12 protein-coding genes are annotated in these 13715 nt (G+C 70.8%); 3 read left to right on the plus strand and 9 right to left on the minus strand.

All coding sequences use genetic code 11. From position 1 onward, the window contains the following. Positions 1–24 precede the first annotated feature (24 nt). Complete coding sequence (locus ACFC1I_RS16310; RefSeq protein WP_376011614.1) at positions 25–681, minus strand: response regulator; 657 nt, start codon at positions 679–681, stop codon at positions 25–27. After that, a complete protein-coding gene (locus tag ACFC1I_RS16315; protein ID WP_376011616.1) occupies positions 678–2327 on the minus strand; it encodes an ATP-binding protein in 1650 nt (549 codons plus the stop codon). Before ACFC1I_RS16315 ends, ACFC1I_RS16310 begins: the two co-directional genes overlap by 4 nt. A gap of 182 nt (positions 2328–2509) precedes the next feature. Between ACFC1I_RS16315 and ACFC1I_RS16320 the strand changes: the two genes are divergently transcribed. The 3 genes from ACFC1I_RS16320 to ACFC1I_RS16330 all read left to right on the plus strand — a co-directional run bounded on the left by ACFC1I_RS16320 (position 2510) and on the right by ACFC1I_RS16330 (position 5507). Beyond that, complete coding sequence (locus ACFC1I_RS16320; RefSeq protein ID WP_376011619.1) at positions 2510–4042, plus strand: CitMHS family transporter; 1533 nt, start codon at positions 2510–2512, stop codon at positions 4040–4042. Between the two features lie 140 nt (positions 4043–4182). Further along, positions 4183–4803, plus strand: a complete 621-nt coding sequence (locus tag ACFC1I_RS16325) for an alpha/beta fold hydrolase (protein ID WP_376011622.1) — start codon at positions 4183–4185, stop codon at positions 4801–4803. Further along, positions 4800–5507 (plus strand): NAD-dependent deacylase, encoded by a 708-nt coding sequence (locus tag ACFC1I_RS16330; RefSeq protein ID WP_376011625.1) that lies wholly within the window; start codon positions 4800–4802, stop codon positions 5505–5507. The genes ACFC1I_RS16325 and ACFC1I_RS16330 overlap by 4 nt, the downstream gene beginning before the upstream one ends. Before the next feature lie 59 nt (positions 5508–5566). Here the strand turns inward: ACFC1I_RS16330 and ACFC1I_RS16335 are convergent, their stop codons facing one another. The 7 genes from ACFC1I_RS16335 to ACFC1I_RS16365 all read right to left on the minus strand — a co-directional run bounded on the left by ACFC1I_RS16335 (position 5567) and on the right by ACFC1I_RS16365 (position 13676). Beyond that, entirely contained in the window at positions 5567–6838 is a 1272-nt protein-coding gene (locus ACFC1I_RS16335) for a sugar ABC transporter permease (RefSeq protein ID WP_376011628.1), read from the minus strand. Then, positions 6835–7662: an ATP-binding cassette domain-containing protein gene (locus ACFC1I_RS16340; protein ID WP_376011630.1), complete on the minus strand. Its 828-nt coding sequence runs from the start codon at positions 7660–7662 to the stop codon at positions 6835–6837. Before ACFC1I_RS16340 ends, ACFC1I_RS16335 begins: the two co-directional genes overlap by 4 nt. A 98-nt stretch (positions 7663–7760) precedes the next feature. Further along, complete coding sequence (locus tag ACFC1I_RS16345; protein WP_376011633.1) at positions 7761–8837, minus strand: sugar ABC transporter substrate-binding protein; 1077 nt, start codon at positions 8835–8837, stop codon at positions 7761–7763. A gap of 298 nt (positions 8838–9135) precedes the next feature. Beyond that, positions 9136–10383, minus strand: a complete 1248-nt coding sequence (locus ACFC1I_RS16350; RefSeq protein ID WP_376011635.1) for a sugar ABC transporter permease — start codon at positions 10381–10383, stop codon at positions 9136–9138. Next, positions 10380–11315 (minus strand): ATP-binding cassette domain-containing protein, encoded by a 936-nt coding sequence (locus tag ACFC1I_RS16355; RefSeq protein WP_376011638.1) that lies wholly within the window; start codon positions 11313–11315, stop codon positions 10380–10382. The genes ACFC1I_RS16350 and ACFC1I_RS16355 overlap by 4 nt, the downstream gene beginning before the upstream one ends. 51 nt (positions 11316–11366) lie before the next feature. Beyond that, entirely contained in the window at positions 11367–12464 is a 1098-nt protein-coding gene (locus ACFC1I_RS16360) for a sugar ABC transporter substrate-binding protein (protein ID WP_376011641.1), read from the minus strand. Between the two features lie 9 nt (positions 12465–12473). Then, a complete protein-coding gene (locus tag ACFC1I_RS16365) occupies positions 12474–13676 on the minus strand; it encodes an ROK family transcriptional regulator (protein WP_376011643.1) in 1203 nt (400 codons plus the stop codon). Positions 13677–13715 lie beyond the last annotated feature (39 nt).

Below are 13715 nucleotides of genomic sequence, written 5' to 3' on the forward strand. Positions count from 1 at the left end.
CGGCCGCGCCCACCGCCGCCCCCGTCATCCTTGGGCGGCGATGTACCGGTGCTCGGGTCTTCCCGTGGTGCCGTAGCGCAGCCGCACCTCGACCTGTCCGCGCGCGGCGAGCGTGGCGAGATGGCGCTGCGCGGTCGCGCGCGAGATGCCCACCCGGTCGGCGACCTCGGCCGCGGAGGCCTCGTCGTCGCCGAGGCCCTCGAGGATGAGCTGTTCCGTCGCCGATCGGGCGACGGTGGCTGGTTCCGCAGAGCCGTGGAGGATCGTCAGGGCGCGGTCGATCTGCTCCTGTTCGAGCGGGCGGTCGGTGGTGAGGAGGTTCCGCATGCGCGCGTAGCGGTCGAGGCGCTCCGCGAGCACGCGGGCCTCGAACGGCTTCGTCACGTACGCGAGAGCGCCTGCGCGCAGCGCACGACGCACGGTCGCAGCATCCGTCGCGGCCGACAGCACGAACGCGTCCACGTCGACGCCCGCGACGAACTCGACGCCGTCGCCGTCGGGGAGGAACGCATCGACGAGCAGCAGGTCGGGGGCGTGGGCGCGCACGGCCTGGCGCGCGGCCCCGATCGAATGCACGGGGTCCAGCGCGGTGAAGCCGGCGCGGGAGGCCACGACGTCGCGGTGCAGTCCGGCGACGCGGAAGTCGTCGTCGACGACGAGCACACGGATGGGCTGGCTCATGCGTTCTCCTCTCGAGGGACAGCGGCGTCGATGCGCAGCGCGCCCGGAAGCCGCGCCCCGAACACGGCGCCCGAACCCTGGCCGCCGGCGTCGATGAGCCACACGTCGCCACCGTGCCGGCGGGCGAGGTCGCGGGAGAGCGGCAGACCGAAGCCGTGCCCGTGCACCGCGTCGCCGAGTCCCGGGTCCGCCGGGCGAGAGCCGGGGCGGCGGAACGGATCGCTTCCGACCGGACGGATGCCGCGGCCCGAGTCGGCGACCGTGACCACCAACTCGTCGCCGTCGCCGAGCAGCGCGACCTCGACCCAGCGGGGTTCGTCGCCCGCCACCGCCGCGGTCACCGCGTTGCCGACGAGGTTGCCGAGGATCGCCGCGACGTCCTCCGGCAGCGCGACCTCGCTGAGCAGCAGCGTGTCGTCGGAGACCCGCACGCCCACGCCCCGCTCACGCGCCGCCGCGCCCGTCGCGCCCAGAAGCGACTTGAGGAACGCGTCGGGCACGCGCTCGAGGCCGGCCACGGCGAAGTCGACCGCCCCGCGCTCGGTGAGGTCGCCGAGGAACGCGCGTGCCTCGTCGACGCGGTCGGCGTCGATCAGCCCGGATGCGACATGCAGGCGATTGGCGAACTCATGGCGCTGCACGCGGAGCGCCTCGGTCATGGCGCGGACGGTCTCGAGTCGCCCGGCGAGAGCCTCGACATCGGTGCGGTCGCGCACCACGACGACCTCGCCGAGCGCGCGGGCGTCGCGGCGCACCGGACGCGTGTCGAGGTACAGCACACGGTCGCCCACGACCGCCTCCACCGCTGTCGCGCCCTCGCGCACGGCCCGGAGCACGTCCTCCGGCAACGCCAGCTCGTCGAACCGGCGGCCGACGGGATCGTCGAGTCCCAGCATCCGCTCCGCCGCCTCATTGCACACGCGGACGACGCCGTCGGGATCCAGGGCGACCACGCCGTCCCCGACGCCCTCGAGCACCGCGGCCTGGTTCTGGACAAGGGCCACGAGCTCCTCGGGCTGAAGTCCGAGGGTCAGCCGCTCGAAGCGCCGTCGCAGGAGCAGCGTCGCCAGTGTCGCCAGGGCGACGCCGCCCACCGCGGCGACCGCGATCGTCGTGAGGAGCGCGGGGAGGTCGTCGAACACGCTCGCACGCTCGAAGCCGACGCTGACCTCGCCGGCGGGGGCGCCTCCGGTCTCGGCGTAGATGGGCACCTTCGCCCGGGCGGACTCGCCGAGCGTGCCGACCTCCCAGTCGACGACCTCGTTGCCCTCGAGCACCTCGGCGAAGGGCGTCGAGACCACCTGGCCGAGCAGGTCCTGGTTCGGGTGGGCGAGACGGATGCCGTGGTCGTCGGTGATCACGACGAACAGCGCGTCGGTGCGGTCCGCGACATCGGTGGCGATCCGCTGCAGCGGACCGTCACGGAGGTCGGCGGCATCGGGAGTTCCCGGGTCCGCCGAGAACTCGGCGACGAGGGACTTGACGGCGGGGTCCTCCGCGACGGTGCGGGCGATGTTGAGGGCGGCAGCCTCGGACTCCGCGCGCAGCTGGCGCACGCCCAGCCATCCGAAGACGAGCGCGCACACGGCGACCACGGCGGCGACCGTCGCCAGCTGCACGAGCAGCAGCCGTGTCGCGAAGCGCATGCCACCTCCCGGGAGTGAGTGAGCGGACCGCGCGTGAGCAGAATGCGCAGAACACACGCTACGCGCACAACGTGCGGGAATGCGACTTACCGCGCGCACGTCCGGGGCTCGACCCTAACCTCTCTCAGACGCACCGCGAAACGGTGCGGAGACCTGACGCACCCCACGACGAAGGAGTCGACATGAACGCGGCAGCACCGTTCCTCCTGCAGGCCGCCGAGGCCGACGAAGGCTACGCGACGGCCTTCGTCCCGCCCGAATGGGTGCTGGTCGCCCTCGGGTTCACCATGGTGCTCGTCTTCATGGCGCTCATCATGACGCGGCGGTTGACGCCGATGGTCGCGCTGATCCTCGTGCCGACCGTTTTCGGCCTGTTCGCCGGCGCGGGGCTCGGGCTCGGCGACATGATCATCGACGCCATCGGCAGCATGGCCCCGACGGCGGCGCTCCTCATGTTCGCGATCATGTACTTCGGCATCATGATCGACGTCGGGCTGTTCGACCCGCTCATCCGGGCGATCACGCGACTGCTGGGCGACGACCCGGCGAAGGTCGTGCTCGGCACGGCGATCCTCGCGGGAGCGGTGTCGCTCGACGGCGACGGGTCCACGACGTTCATCATCACCACCTCCGCGATGCTGCCGATCTACCTCCGCCTGGGCATGAGCCCGGTCGTGCTCACGTGCGTGGCGGGCCTCATGAACGGCACGCTCAACATCGTGCCGTGGGGCGGGCCGACCGTGCGCGCCGCGACCGCGCTGGGCCTGCAGCCGACCGACATCTTCGTGCCGATGCTGCCGTCCCTCGCGGCCGGCCTGGTCATCGCGCTGACGTTCTCGTGGTTCCTCGGCCTCTCGGAGCGCAAGCGCATCGGCAGCATCGACGCCTCGCGCCTCGGCGACGGCGGCTCGCTCGCCGGCCCCCGGATCTTCCGCGGCGCCGACATGAAGCCGGGAGCGCGTGCAACGCTGCGCACCGGCAACATCGTCACCCTCGCCGGCGGTCGCGGCGGCGTGCCCGCGGCGACCGCGGTGGTGGACCGTGAAGACACCGCGATGGCCGACACCATGCTCGACCCGAACCGCGCGACGCTGCGACCGAAGCTCATCTGGTTCAACCTGGCGCTCACGATCGTGGTGATGGTGCTGCTGGTGCTCGACATCTTCCCGCTCGCGTACGTCTTCATGGTCGGCGCCGCGATCGCGCTGGTCGTCAACTTCCGAAAGCTCAAGAGCCAGGCCGATGAGATCGTCGCGCACGCCCCGAGCATCGTCGGCGTGGTGTCGATGGTGCTGGCCGCGGGCGTGCTGGTCGGCGTGCTGAACGGCACGGGCATGGTCGATGCCATGGCCACCTGGATCACGACCGTGATCCCGGCCTCGCTCGGCCCGTTCCTCGCCGTGATCACCGGCATCCTGTCGATCCCGTTCACGTTCTTCATGTCGAACGACGCGTTCTACTACGGCATCCTGCCGGTGCTCGCGCAGAGTGCCGAGCACTTCGGGATCGCCCCGGTCGAGATGGCGCGGGCCTCGATCACCGGCCAACCGGTGCACCTGCAGAGCCCGCTGGTGCCGGCGATCCTCCTCCTGGTGTCGCTCGCCAGCGTGAACCTCGGCGACCACCACAAGAAGGTGCTGTGGCGCGCCACGATCGTGTCGCTCGCGATGCTCGCGGTCGGCGTGCTGGTCGGCGCCATCCCGCTGATGGCCTGACGCGCGCTCGCTGGCGCGAGGACAGTTCGGCCGCCGAGACCTTGGGGACGACCCGCGGTCTCGGCGGTCGTTTGTCGTCTCACCGATGCCGGACGAGCGGGCGCCGCACGCCCGCCGCGAGCCGAACGTAGGATTTCGACATGACCAAGGGACCCGCGCCCGACGCCTCGTACGAGAACCGCAGCTTCGGGGCGCCCGGGGCGGAGCGCACGGTCGTGCTGCTGCGTTCGGGCGTCTCGACCCTGTCGGATCCACGCCCCGATGCCACCGCACGGCGTGACGCGAGGATCGTCGCGGTGGGGCTCACCGTCGACGACATCGACGACCCTGCCGCGTACCGCGGCGCGACCCCTGCAGAGGCGACCGCGAGCGTCATCGCGCGGTTCATCGCTGAGGAGTCGCACGGGCGCCCGGTGGGTCTGGTGGGAGTCGGCGAGGCGGGCGAGCTCGCGATCCTGGTCGCGGCCCATCTCGGCGAGGGCGTCGACAGGCTGGCGCTCGTCGCCGTCCCCCGACCCGAGTCCGAGCTCGGCGCGAGCGAGGTCGCCGAGACCCTCGATCGCATCGCGGCCAAGACACTCCTGATGAACGGCCAGGCCGATCCGACCGCTCCGTCTGGGGCGGCGCAGTGGTTCAAGAAGCACCTGCCGTCGGCCCGCGTCGAGATGGTGCCGAGGACGGATGAGCTCGAGACGCGGCTCGTCCTGGGCGACGTCTGGGAGCGGGTGCTTTCGCACGTCGCGCCCGGCACCGCGCGATGAACCGCATCGTCGTGCTGACCGGCGCGGGCATCTCGGCCGAGAGCGGCGTTCCCACGTTCCGCGGCGCTGACGGGCTCTGGGAAGGGCACGCCATCGAAGACGTCGCGACGCCGGAGGGATTCGAGCGCGACCCCGACACCGTGCAGGCGTTCTATGACGCGCGGCGCCGGGCCGTGGCATCGGTGGTTCCGAACGCCGCGCACCGCGCCCTCGCGCGCCTCGACGGCGCGATCGGCGACGACCTCCTCGTGGTCACGCAGAACGTCGACGACCTGCACGAACGCGCCGGGAGTCGCAACCTCGTCCACATGCACGGCGAGCTGCGCCGCGCGCTCTGCCTCGCGTGCGGCTCCCGCCCCGCGTGGGATACCGACCTCATCGACCACCCGCCGTGCCCGGAATGCGGAGAACGGATGCTGCGCCCCGACGTGGTCTGGTTCGGCGAGATGCCGTACGAGCTCGATCGCATCGAGCAGGCCGTCGTCGCGTGCGACGTGTTCGTCTCGATCGGCACGTCGGGGGAGGTGTATCCGGCCGCGGGATACGTCGCACTGGCGGCCGCGTTCGGGGCGCGGACCGTCGAGCTGAACCTCGAGCCCAGCGACCCCGCAGTGCCGTTCGATGAGGCGCGGGCCGGCCTCGCGAGCGAGCTCGTGCCGGCGTGGGTCGACGAGGTCATCGCCCAGCGATCGCCACGGAGCTGACGCACACGAAGGCGCCGGACGGATGCTTCCGCCCGGCGCCTTCTCGCTGCGCGAGGTCGCTACATCCTGCCGCCGCCGGAACGCAGACGCGACAGGGCGTCCACCGTCGCGGCGAGGATCAGCACGCCGCCCGTCACCAGCAGGTTGATGCCGGCGGGCAGGTTCAGCAGGCCCAGGCCGTTCGTGATCACGGCGATCACGAGCGCACCGATCGCCGCGTGCATCAGACGACCGCGCCCGCCGAAGAGGCTGACGCCGCCGACGACTGCTGCGGCGACACCGGACAGCACGATGTCACGACCGACCGTCGCGTCGACAGTGCCGACGCGTGCGACGCTGAACAGGGCCGACACCACGGCGAGCACCGAACAGATGACGAACGCCCACCACTTCACCCAGCGCACCTTGACGCCCGACCGGCGGGCCGCCTCGGCGTTGCCGCCGGTCGCGTAGATGTAGCGTCCGAACTTCGTGCGGTCGAGCACGAACGTCCCGATCCACAGGATCACGAGCACGACGGGCACGATCATCGGAACACCCTCGACGGCGTGGAGCGCGCCACCGCGGTTCTGGTTCAGCATGTAGACGAACGCCCCGCCGATGACCGCGATGACACCGAGCTTGATCCACACCAGCGAAATCGGCCGATTCGCGACACCCGCCTGCGTGCGGCGCACGCGGTCCCAGAACGACGTCGCCGCCGAGACCGCGAGGATGACGGCGAGCATCACCCAGCCGCCCCATACCGGGAGGTTGCCGTTCTGCAGCGCGACGAGCTCCGGCACCTGCACGCGGTAGAGGCCGCCGTCGCCGATGATGAGGAGCGCGAGGCCCTGATAGCCGAGGAACAGACCCAGCGTCACGACGAACGAGGGGATGCCCACCCGCGCGACGAAGAAGCCGATCAGGGCACCGGTCGCGAAGCCGACGCCGAACCCCACCAGGAGCGCGAGCGGCCACGGAACGTGGAAGGTGACGGCGAGGACGACGAAGACCGCCATTGCCACACCGCCGGTGACGCCCGCCGACAGGTCGATCTCGCCGAGCAGGAGCACGAACACGAGCGCCATGCCGAGCATCACGAGGGGAGCGGCCTGGTTGAGCAGATTCGCGAAGTTGCGCTCGGTGAGGAAGTACGGGCTCAGGATCGCGAACAGCACGGTCAGCACGACGAGGCCGCCGATCGCGGGCAGAGCGCCCATGTCGCCACCGCGCACGCGCTGCCACCAGCCGCGCACCTGGTCGCCGACGCCGCCTTCGACGCCGCTGCCGATCATGTCTCCGGCCATGGGGTCGGGCCCGGCTTCCGTCCGGGTCACGCTGCTGGTCATTCCGCTGCTCCCTCGGTGCGCAGGGTGGACGTGTCGATGAGGTTCACGCCACTCGGTGTCTTGGTGCCGGTGATGTAGCCGACCACGTCGTCACGGGTTGTCGAGGACGTCGGGATCTGCGCGACCATCTGGCCGAGGTACAGGACGGCGATGTCGTCGGCGACTTCGAACACGTCCGCGAGGTTGTGGCTGATGAGGATCACGGCGACGCCCTGCTCCGACAGCCGCTTGACGAGGTTGAGCACCTGCTCGGTCTGCGCGACGCCGAGCGCCGCGGTCGGCTCGTCGAGGATCACGACGCGCGCCTTCTTGAGCACGGCGCGCGCGATCGCCACCGTCTGCCGCTGGCCGCCGGAGAGGCTGGAGACCTTCTGACGCACCGACTTCACGGTGCGCACCGAGAGCGAGCGCAGCGTGTCGGAGGCCTCTTTCTCCATACGGCCCTCGTCGAACGTGCCGTACGAGAGCTCCTCGCGGCCGAGGAACATGTTCTGCACGATGTCGAGGTTGTCGCACAGCGCGAGGTCCTGGTAGACGACCTCGATGCCGAGACCGGAGGCGTCACGAGGCGCGTGCAGGTCGCGGTGCTGGCCGTCGATGAGGACTTCACCCTCGTCGTAGGGCTGCACTCCGGCGAGGCCCTTGATGAGGGTGGACTTGCCGGCGCCGTTGTCGCCCACGAGGGCGGTCACCTTGCCGGGGTGGACTTTGAGGTCGACGCCCTTGAGGACGCTGACCGGGCCGAACGACTTCTTCACGCCGACCAGCTCGATGATGGGCTCTGCGCCGACGGCGACGGCGGGAGTGGTGATGGTGTCTGACATGCTCGCTTCCTTGCGTGTACCGCGTGGGGCCGATCGCCCCTGGTGTGCGGCGAGGGCGTCGCGCCTGTCGACGCGACGCCCCCGCTGCGGCGACGGAGTTACTTGGTGATTCCGTACTGCTCGCAGGCGGCCATCACGTCGGCCGTGCACACGTCGTCGTACGAGGCGTCACCCGCGGCGATGACGTCCTTGACCTGCTCGGGTCCGACGAGCTTGGGCGTCACCTGGATGTACGGCGTGCCGTCATCGAGCTTGGCCTGTGCCGTCGGCTTCTCGCCCTTGAGCAGGGCGACGGCGGTGTCGACGGCGGCGGTGGCCTCATCCTTGACGGGCTTGTAGACCGTGGCGGTCTGCCAGCCCTGGAGGATGTACTGCAGGGCGCCGACCTGTGCGTCCTGGCCCGACAGCGCGACGCCGGTCAGGTTGTTCTTCTGCAGGATCGAGATGACGCCCGCCGCGTTCGCGTCATTCGCCGACCAGACGCCGTCGACCTTGCCGCCGAGCGAGGTCAGCGCCTGCTCGAAGTTGGTCGCCGACTTCTCCTGGTCCCAGACCCCCGGAGGCTCCGCCGCGGCCTTGATGCCCGCAGCCTCCATGACCTCGACGGCGCCGTCATGGAACATCTTGGCGTTGCCGTCGGTCGGGTCGCCGCCCATGTACACGACGACCGCGGTCGCCGGGTCCTTGCCGGCGGTCTTGAGGCCGTCGAGGACGGTCTGACCCTCGAGCTTGCCGACCTCGTTGTTGTCGAACGACACGTAGTAGTCGGCGCCCGTGAACGGACGGTCGTAGGCGATGACCGGGATGCCCTCGGCCTTGGCCTTCTCGGCGACGCCCTCGGCTGCGCCTTGGTAGTCGACGAGGAGCATGACGCCGCAGCCCTTGGTCAGCTGCTGGTCCGCCAGGGTCGAGTACTTGTTGACGTCGCCCTGCGCGTTCTGGATGTCGGTCGTGAAGCCGGCGGCCTCGAGGCCCTCCTGCAGGTACTTGCGGTCGAAGTCCTCCCAGCGGTTCGAGGACTCGGCGTCGGGGAGGATCACACACGCACGGTCGGCGGCGGCATCGCCTCCGCCGTCCGTCGAACCTCCGTTGCCGCTGCCGCTGGAGCAGCCGGCCAGCATCACCGCGGCGGCGCCCGCGAGGGCGGCCACGGCGAGGATCGAAGACTTCTTCATCTCTTGCCTTTCGTCATTGAAGCGGGCGAGTCCCCAGGATCGTCCCTGGCGTTCATCGCGCTGATGAGATCATCGACGACACGGATTCTTATCGTCAAGTCTTGAACATAACGCTTTGGCAACGCCACGGGCAAGGGCTGGTGCACAGCGTTGGTGAAGATCGCTAGAGAGCGTTTACCGTGCAGAATGCGTCAGAACGGCCCGAAAACACCCGTTTCCGCATCGCCGGAGGGGGTTGAGAACCTGTGCTCCCGCTGAGAGTGTTCGCCAAGTGAAGCCAGCGGGCGACGTGTCGCGTTCAGGCGCGACCGGTCGCCGCGCGTGTGCGGCGCGAGAGCGAGTCGACGATCACCGCGAGCACGAGCACGACGCCGGTGACCATGAACTGCACCGAGGAGTCGAGACGCAGAAGCGTCAGCCCCGACGAGATCGATTGGATCACCACGATCCCGATGAGGGCCGAGAACGCGGATCCGCGGCCGCCGAACAGGCTCGTGCCGCCGATGACGGCCGCTGCGATCGCATTGAGGTTGACGTCGCCGGTGCCCGAGCTCTGATTGGCCGACGCGAGTCGTGCGGCGGCGAGGATGCCGCCCACGGCGGCGAGCGTCGAGCACATCACGAAGACGGAGAGGTAGATGCGGTCCACCCGGATCCCCGCCCGACGCGCGGCCTCTTCGGACCCGCCGACCGCGTAGACGGCGCGCCCCCAGCGGGTGCGGGTGAGCGCGAAGTTCATCGCCACGACGAGCGCGAGGAAGAACAGGAACATGACGCCGACACCCCGGTCGAGGTTGAGGTACCACGTCGCCACGAGCAGGAACACGAGCAGCACGCTGCTTCTGAGCGCGATCTCGCCGTAGCTCTGGCTGACGAGGCTCGCGGCGGCCCGCCGCCGCGCCCGCCGCACGAGCGACCACGCGTAGGCCGCCACCGCGAGCACGGCCACGACGTACGACGCCCACGCCGGGAGGAACATCTGCTGCGCGAACTGCACGAGCCATGAGTCGAACGGGATCGCGATCGATCCGGTCTCTCCGAGCACCCAGAGCTGAAGCCCGAGGAAACCCAGGAGCCCCGCGAGCGTGATCACGAAGCTCGGCAGCCCGAAGCGGGTGTACAGGTACCCGTACACCAGGCCCACGAGGCAGCCGATGCCGATCGCCGCGACGAGCGCCAGCACGAGGTTCCACTGCAGCTGCACGAACGTCACGGCGAGCACCGCGGCAGCGAGGCCCGAGACCGAGCCGACCGAGAGGTCGATCTCGCCGACCAGCAGCACGAGCACGACGCCGAGCGCGATCGTGCCGACGGCAGCGCACTGCATGGTCAGGTTGACGAGGATCTCGCTCGAGAGGAACACCGGGTTGAGGAGGGAGAACACGGTCCAGATGACCGCGATGCCGAGCACGACGGGGATCGCCCCCAGATCGCCGCCGCGCACGCGCGCTGCGAACGCCTCGACGGCGTGACGGATGCCGCTGCCGCTGAGCAGCCGCTCCTGCGGTGCGGACTCGACGAGGCGCTCGTCGCCGTGGCGGCTCATCGGGCCCCGTCCCCGCGGGGACGAGGGGTGCGGCGCGAGCCGGCGCGGGGCATGCGGATGACGGTGCCGCCGGCGGTGTGCTCGTCCAGCGGCGGCTCGTCGGCCGCCGGCTCTGCGGACGGCGGCGGGGGCGCAGCATCCATCCGCTCCGGCGCACGCCGCAGAGTCGAGTGGTCGACGGCACCGGTGATGGCCGCGATGAGCGTCTCGCTCGTGACGTCGGCGACGTTGTAGACGCCGTTGTTGCGGCCGAGGCGCAGCACGACGACGCGGTCGGCGACGGCCAGGACGTCGGCCATGTTGTGGCTGATGAGGATCACGCCGTGGCCGCGCTCGCGGAGGCGCTCGATGAGGTTCAGCACCTCTGCGGTCTGCGCGACGCCGAGGGCGGCGGTCGGCTCGTCGAGGATCACGACGCGCGGCTCGCCGATGAGCGACCGGGCGATCGCGACGGTCTGGCGCTGGCCGCCCGAGAGGGAGGCGACGGGCACGCGCACCGAGGGGATCTTCGCCGAGAGCTCGCGCAGCAGCGTCCAGGTGCGCTGCTCCATGTCGACCTCGTCGAGGGTCGCGCCGTCGCGCAGCTCGCGGCCCAGCCACAGGTTCGCGACCACGTCGAGGTTGTCGCACAGGGCGAGGTCCTGGAAGATCGTCTCGATCCCGAGCTCCTGCGCGTCGGCGGGGGAGTCGATGCCGACAGGCTCGCCGTCGAACTCGATCGAGCCGCTGTCGGGCGGGTGCACGCCCGCCAGCACCTTCACGAGCGTGGACTTGCCGGCGCCGTTGTCACCGACGAGGGCGACGACCTCGCCCTCGTTGACCCAGAAGTCGACGTCGGTGAGGGCCTTGACGGCGCCGAAGCGCTTGCCGATGCCGCGCATCGTCAGCACGCGTTCGCGCGGGCGTCCCGCCCGCGGGTGCGTCATCGACATCCTCGCCTCGTCCTCATCGATCCCCAGCCGACCCCTGTCAGAGTCAGGACCCTACCCGATGCCCGCCGCTTCGCACGCATCCGCGTACGCCGGGGTGCAGATGTCTTCGACCGTCCAGAAGCCGTCGGCGACGACCGTGTCCATGATGTCGTCGATCGTGACCGCCACCGGGTCGAGCAGTGTGGCCGGCGTCCCCTGGATCTCGAGCGGGGCCGTGACCTTCTCGCCGTGCAGGAGCTTCACCGCGACCTCGGCCGCGAGCTCCGCCTGCGGCTTGATCGCCTTGTAGACGGTCATGTACTGGTCGCCGGTCAGGATGCGCTGGATCGCCGAGAGCTCGGCATCCTGGCCCGTCACGATCGGGAGGGGCTGCACGTTCGCGACCCGGAGCGCCGCGATCGCGCCGCCGGCGGTCGCGTCGTTCGCGGCGTACACGCCCGCGATGGCGCCGCCGTGCTGCGCGATCTGGCCCGACACCCACTCCTGCGCCTTCTCGGGGCTCCAGCCGGGAGTGTCGTACTCGGCCAGCACCCGCAGGCCGCTGTCGTCGATGATGCTGTGCGCGCCCTGCTTGAACAGCGCGGCGTTGCTGTCGGTGGGGGATCCGTTGACCATCAGGATGCCGCTGCCCTCGTGCTCGGCATCGACGCCCTCGACGAACGCGGCGGCTTGCAGCACGCCGACCTTCTCGTTGTCGAACGAGATGTAGTAGGCCAGGTCGCCGCCGGCGATGAGCCGGTCGTAGGAGATGACGGGCACGCCCTTCGCGTTGGCCGAGTTCACGATGCTCACGGCCGCATTGGCGTCGACCGGGTCGAGCACGAGCACCCCGGCCCCGGCGGCGAGCGCCGACTCGGCCTGCTGCTGCTGCTTCGCGGCGTCCTGGTCGGCGTTCGCGTAAAGGACGTCGTACTCGCCGAGCTCCGCGACGCGGGCCTCGAACATCGGCCGGTCGAACGTCTCGTAGCGCGCGGTCTTCGCGTCGGGCAGCAGCAGGGCGATCGTGTCGTCCGAGGGGGTGGCGCCCGGCGCAGGAGCGCCGGTGCAGGCCGACAGCACCGCTGCCATGAGAAGGACGGTGGATGCTGCGGCCGCCGCGCGACGCCCGCTCGGGCGCCGTCGCGGCCGATCCAGTCGCGTACGGGGCATCGGACGAGCCTATGCGGTGATGGGCAGCGACGGCGCCGTCGGAAGCTGGGCGTCGACCGTGACGTGGTCGAGGGCGATCGCGATGGCCCCGCGCGTCTCTGCCCACTCACCGAACGAGGCGCCGACGATCTCGGGCAGTCCGTCGGCGGAGGCGAGCGCGGTGCGCTCGAGCGAATGGCGCATCGGGGCCATGAGGATCTCGCCGGCCTGGCCGAGCTCGCCGCCGACCACGATGAGCTCCGGGTCGAAGAGGTTGCAGAGGCTCGCGGCGGCGATGCCGATGTGGCGGCCGGCGTCGGCGATCACGCGGCGTGCGGCGCCGTCACCGAGTTCGGCGGCGTGCAGCAGGTCGCCGAGGCGGTGCATGCCCTCGCTCGGCGGGAAGAGCGACAGCAGCGCGGGGCCGCCGGCGTAGGTCTCGAGGCATCCGCGGTTGCTGCAGCGGCAGATGGGCCCGTTCTCGTCGAGGGTGACGTGGCCGATCTGGCCGGCTTTGCCGTTGACCCCGCGGAACAGGTCGCCGTTCACGACGAGCCCGGCGCTGATGGTGTGCCCGACGCGGATGAACACGGAGGACGCCGCGGAGCGCCCGTTGCCCTCGCGCGCCTCGGCGAGGCCGCCGAGGTTCGCCTCGCTGTCGACGTGCACCGGGCGCCCGATGCGGATCGCGAGGCTCTCGGCGACATCGACGTTCTCCCAGCCGCGCAGCAGGCCGGGCGTCGACACCATGCCGGTGCGCGGATCGATGGGCGCCGGAAGCGCGAGCCCGACGCCGAGCAGGTCGCCGATGGAACCGCCGAGGGACTCCATCATGTCGCCCAGCAGCAGCGCGAGGCGGTCGAGCTCGGAGTCGTGGCGGTGGTCGAGGGGGAGCGGCAGCGACGACTGGGTCACGATGGTGCGCGCGGTGTCGGCGATCGCGAGGTGCAGGTGCCGCGAGCTGTAGTGGACGCCGGCGACGAGGCCGAGGCGACGGGCGAGCGACACGAGGGTCGCCCGGCGGCCGCTGCTCGTCGTGAACGACGTGTGCAGGAGGCCCGACGCCGTCAGCTCCTTGACGATGTTCGACACCGTGGCGGGCGAGAGGCCCGTGCTGCCGGCGAGCTCGATCTGGGTGAGACGGCCGTGGCGCTTGAGCGACTCGATGACACGCGCGCGATTGGCCTCGCGGAGCGAGGTCTGCGAGCCCGGCGGGGCTTGACGGCGTGCCACGCTCACACTGTATCCCACCCCTGATTTCCCAGGTCGGCT

Source organism: Microbacterium sp. NPDC056044, assembly GCF_042267145.1.
Classification (GTDB): Bacteria; Actinomycetota; Actinomycetes; order Actinomycetales; family Microbacteriaceae; genus Microbacterium.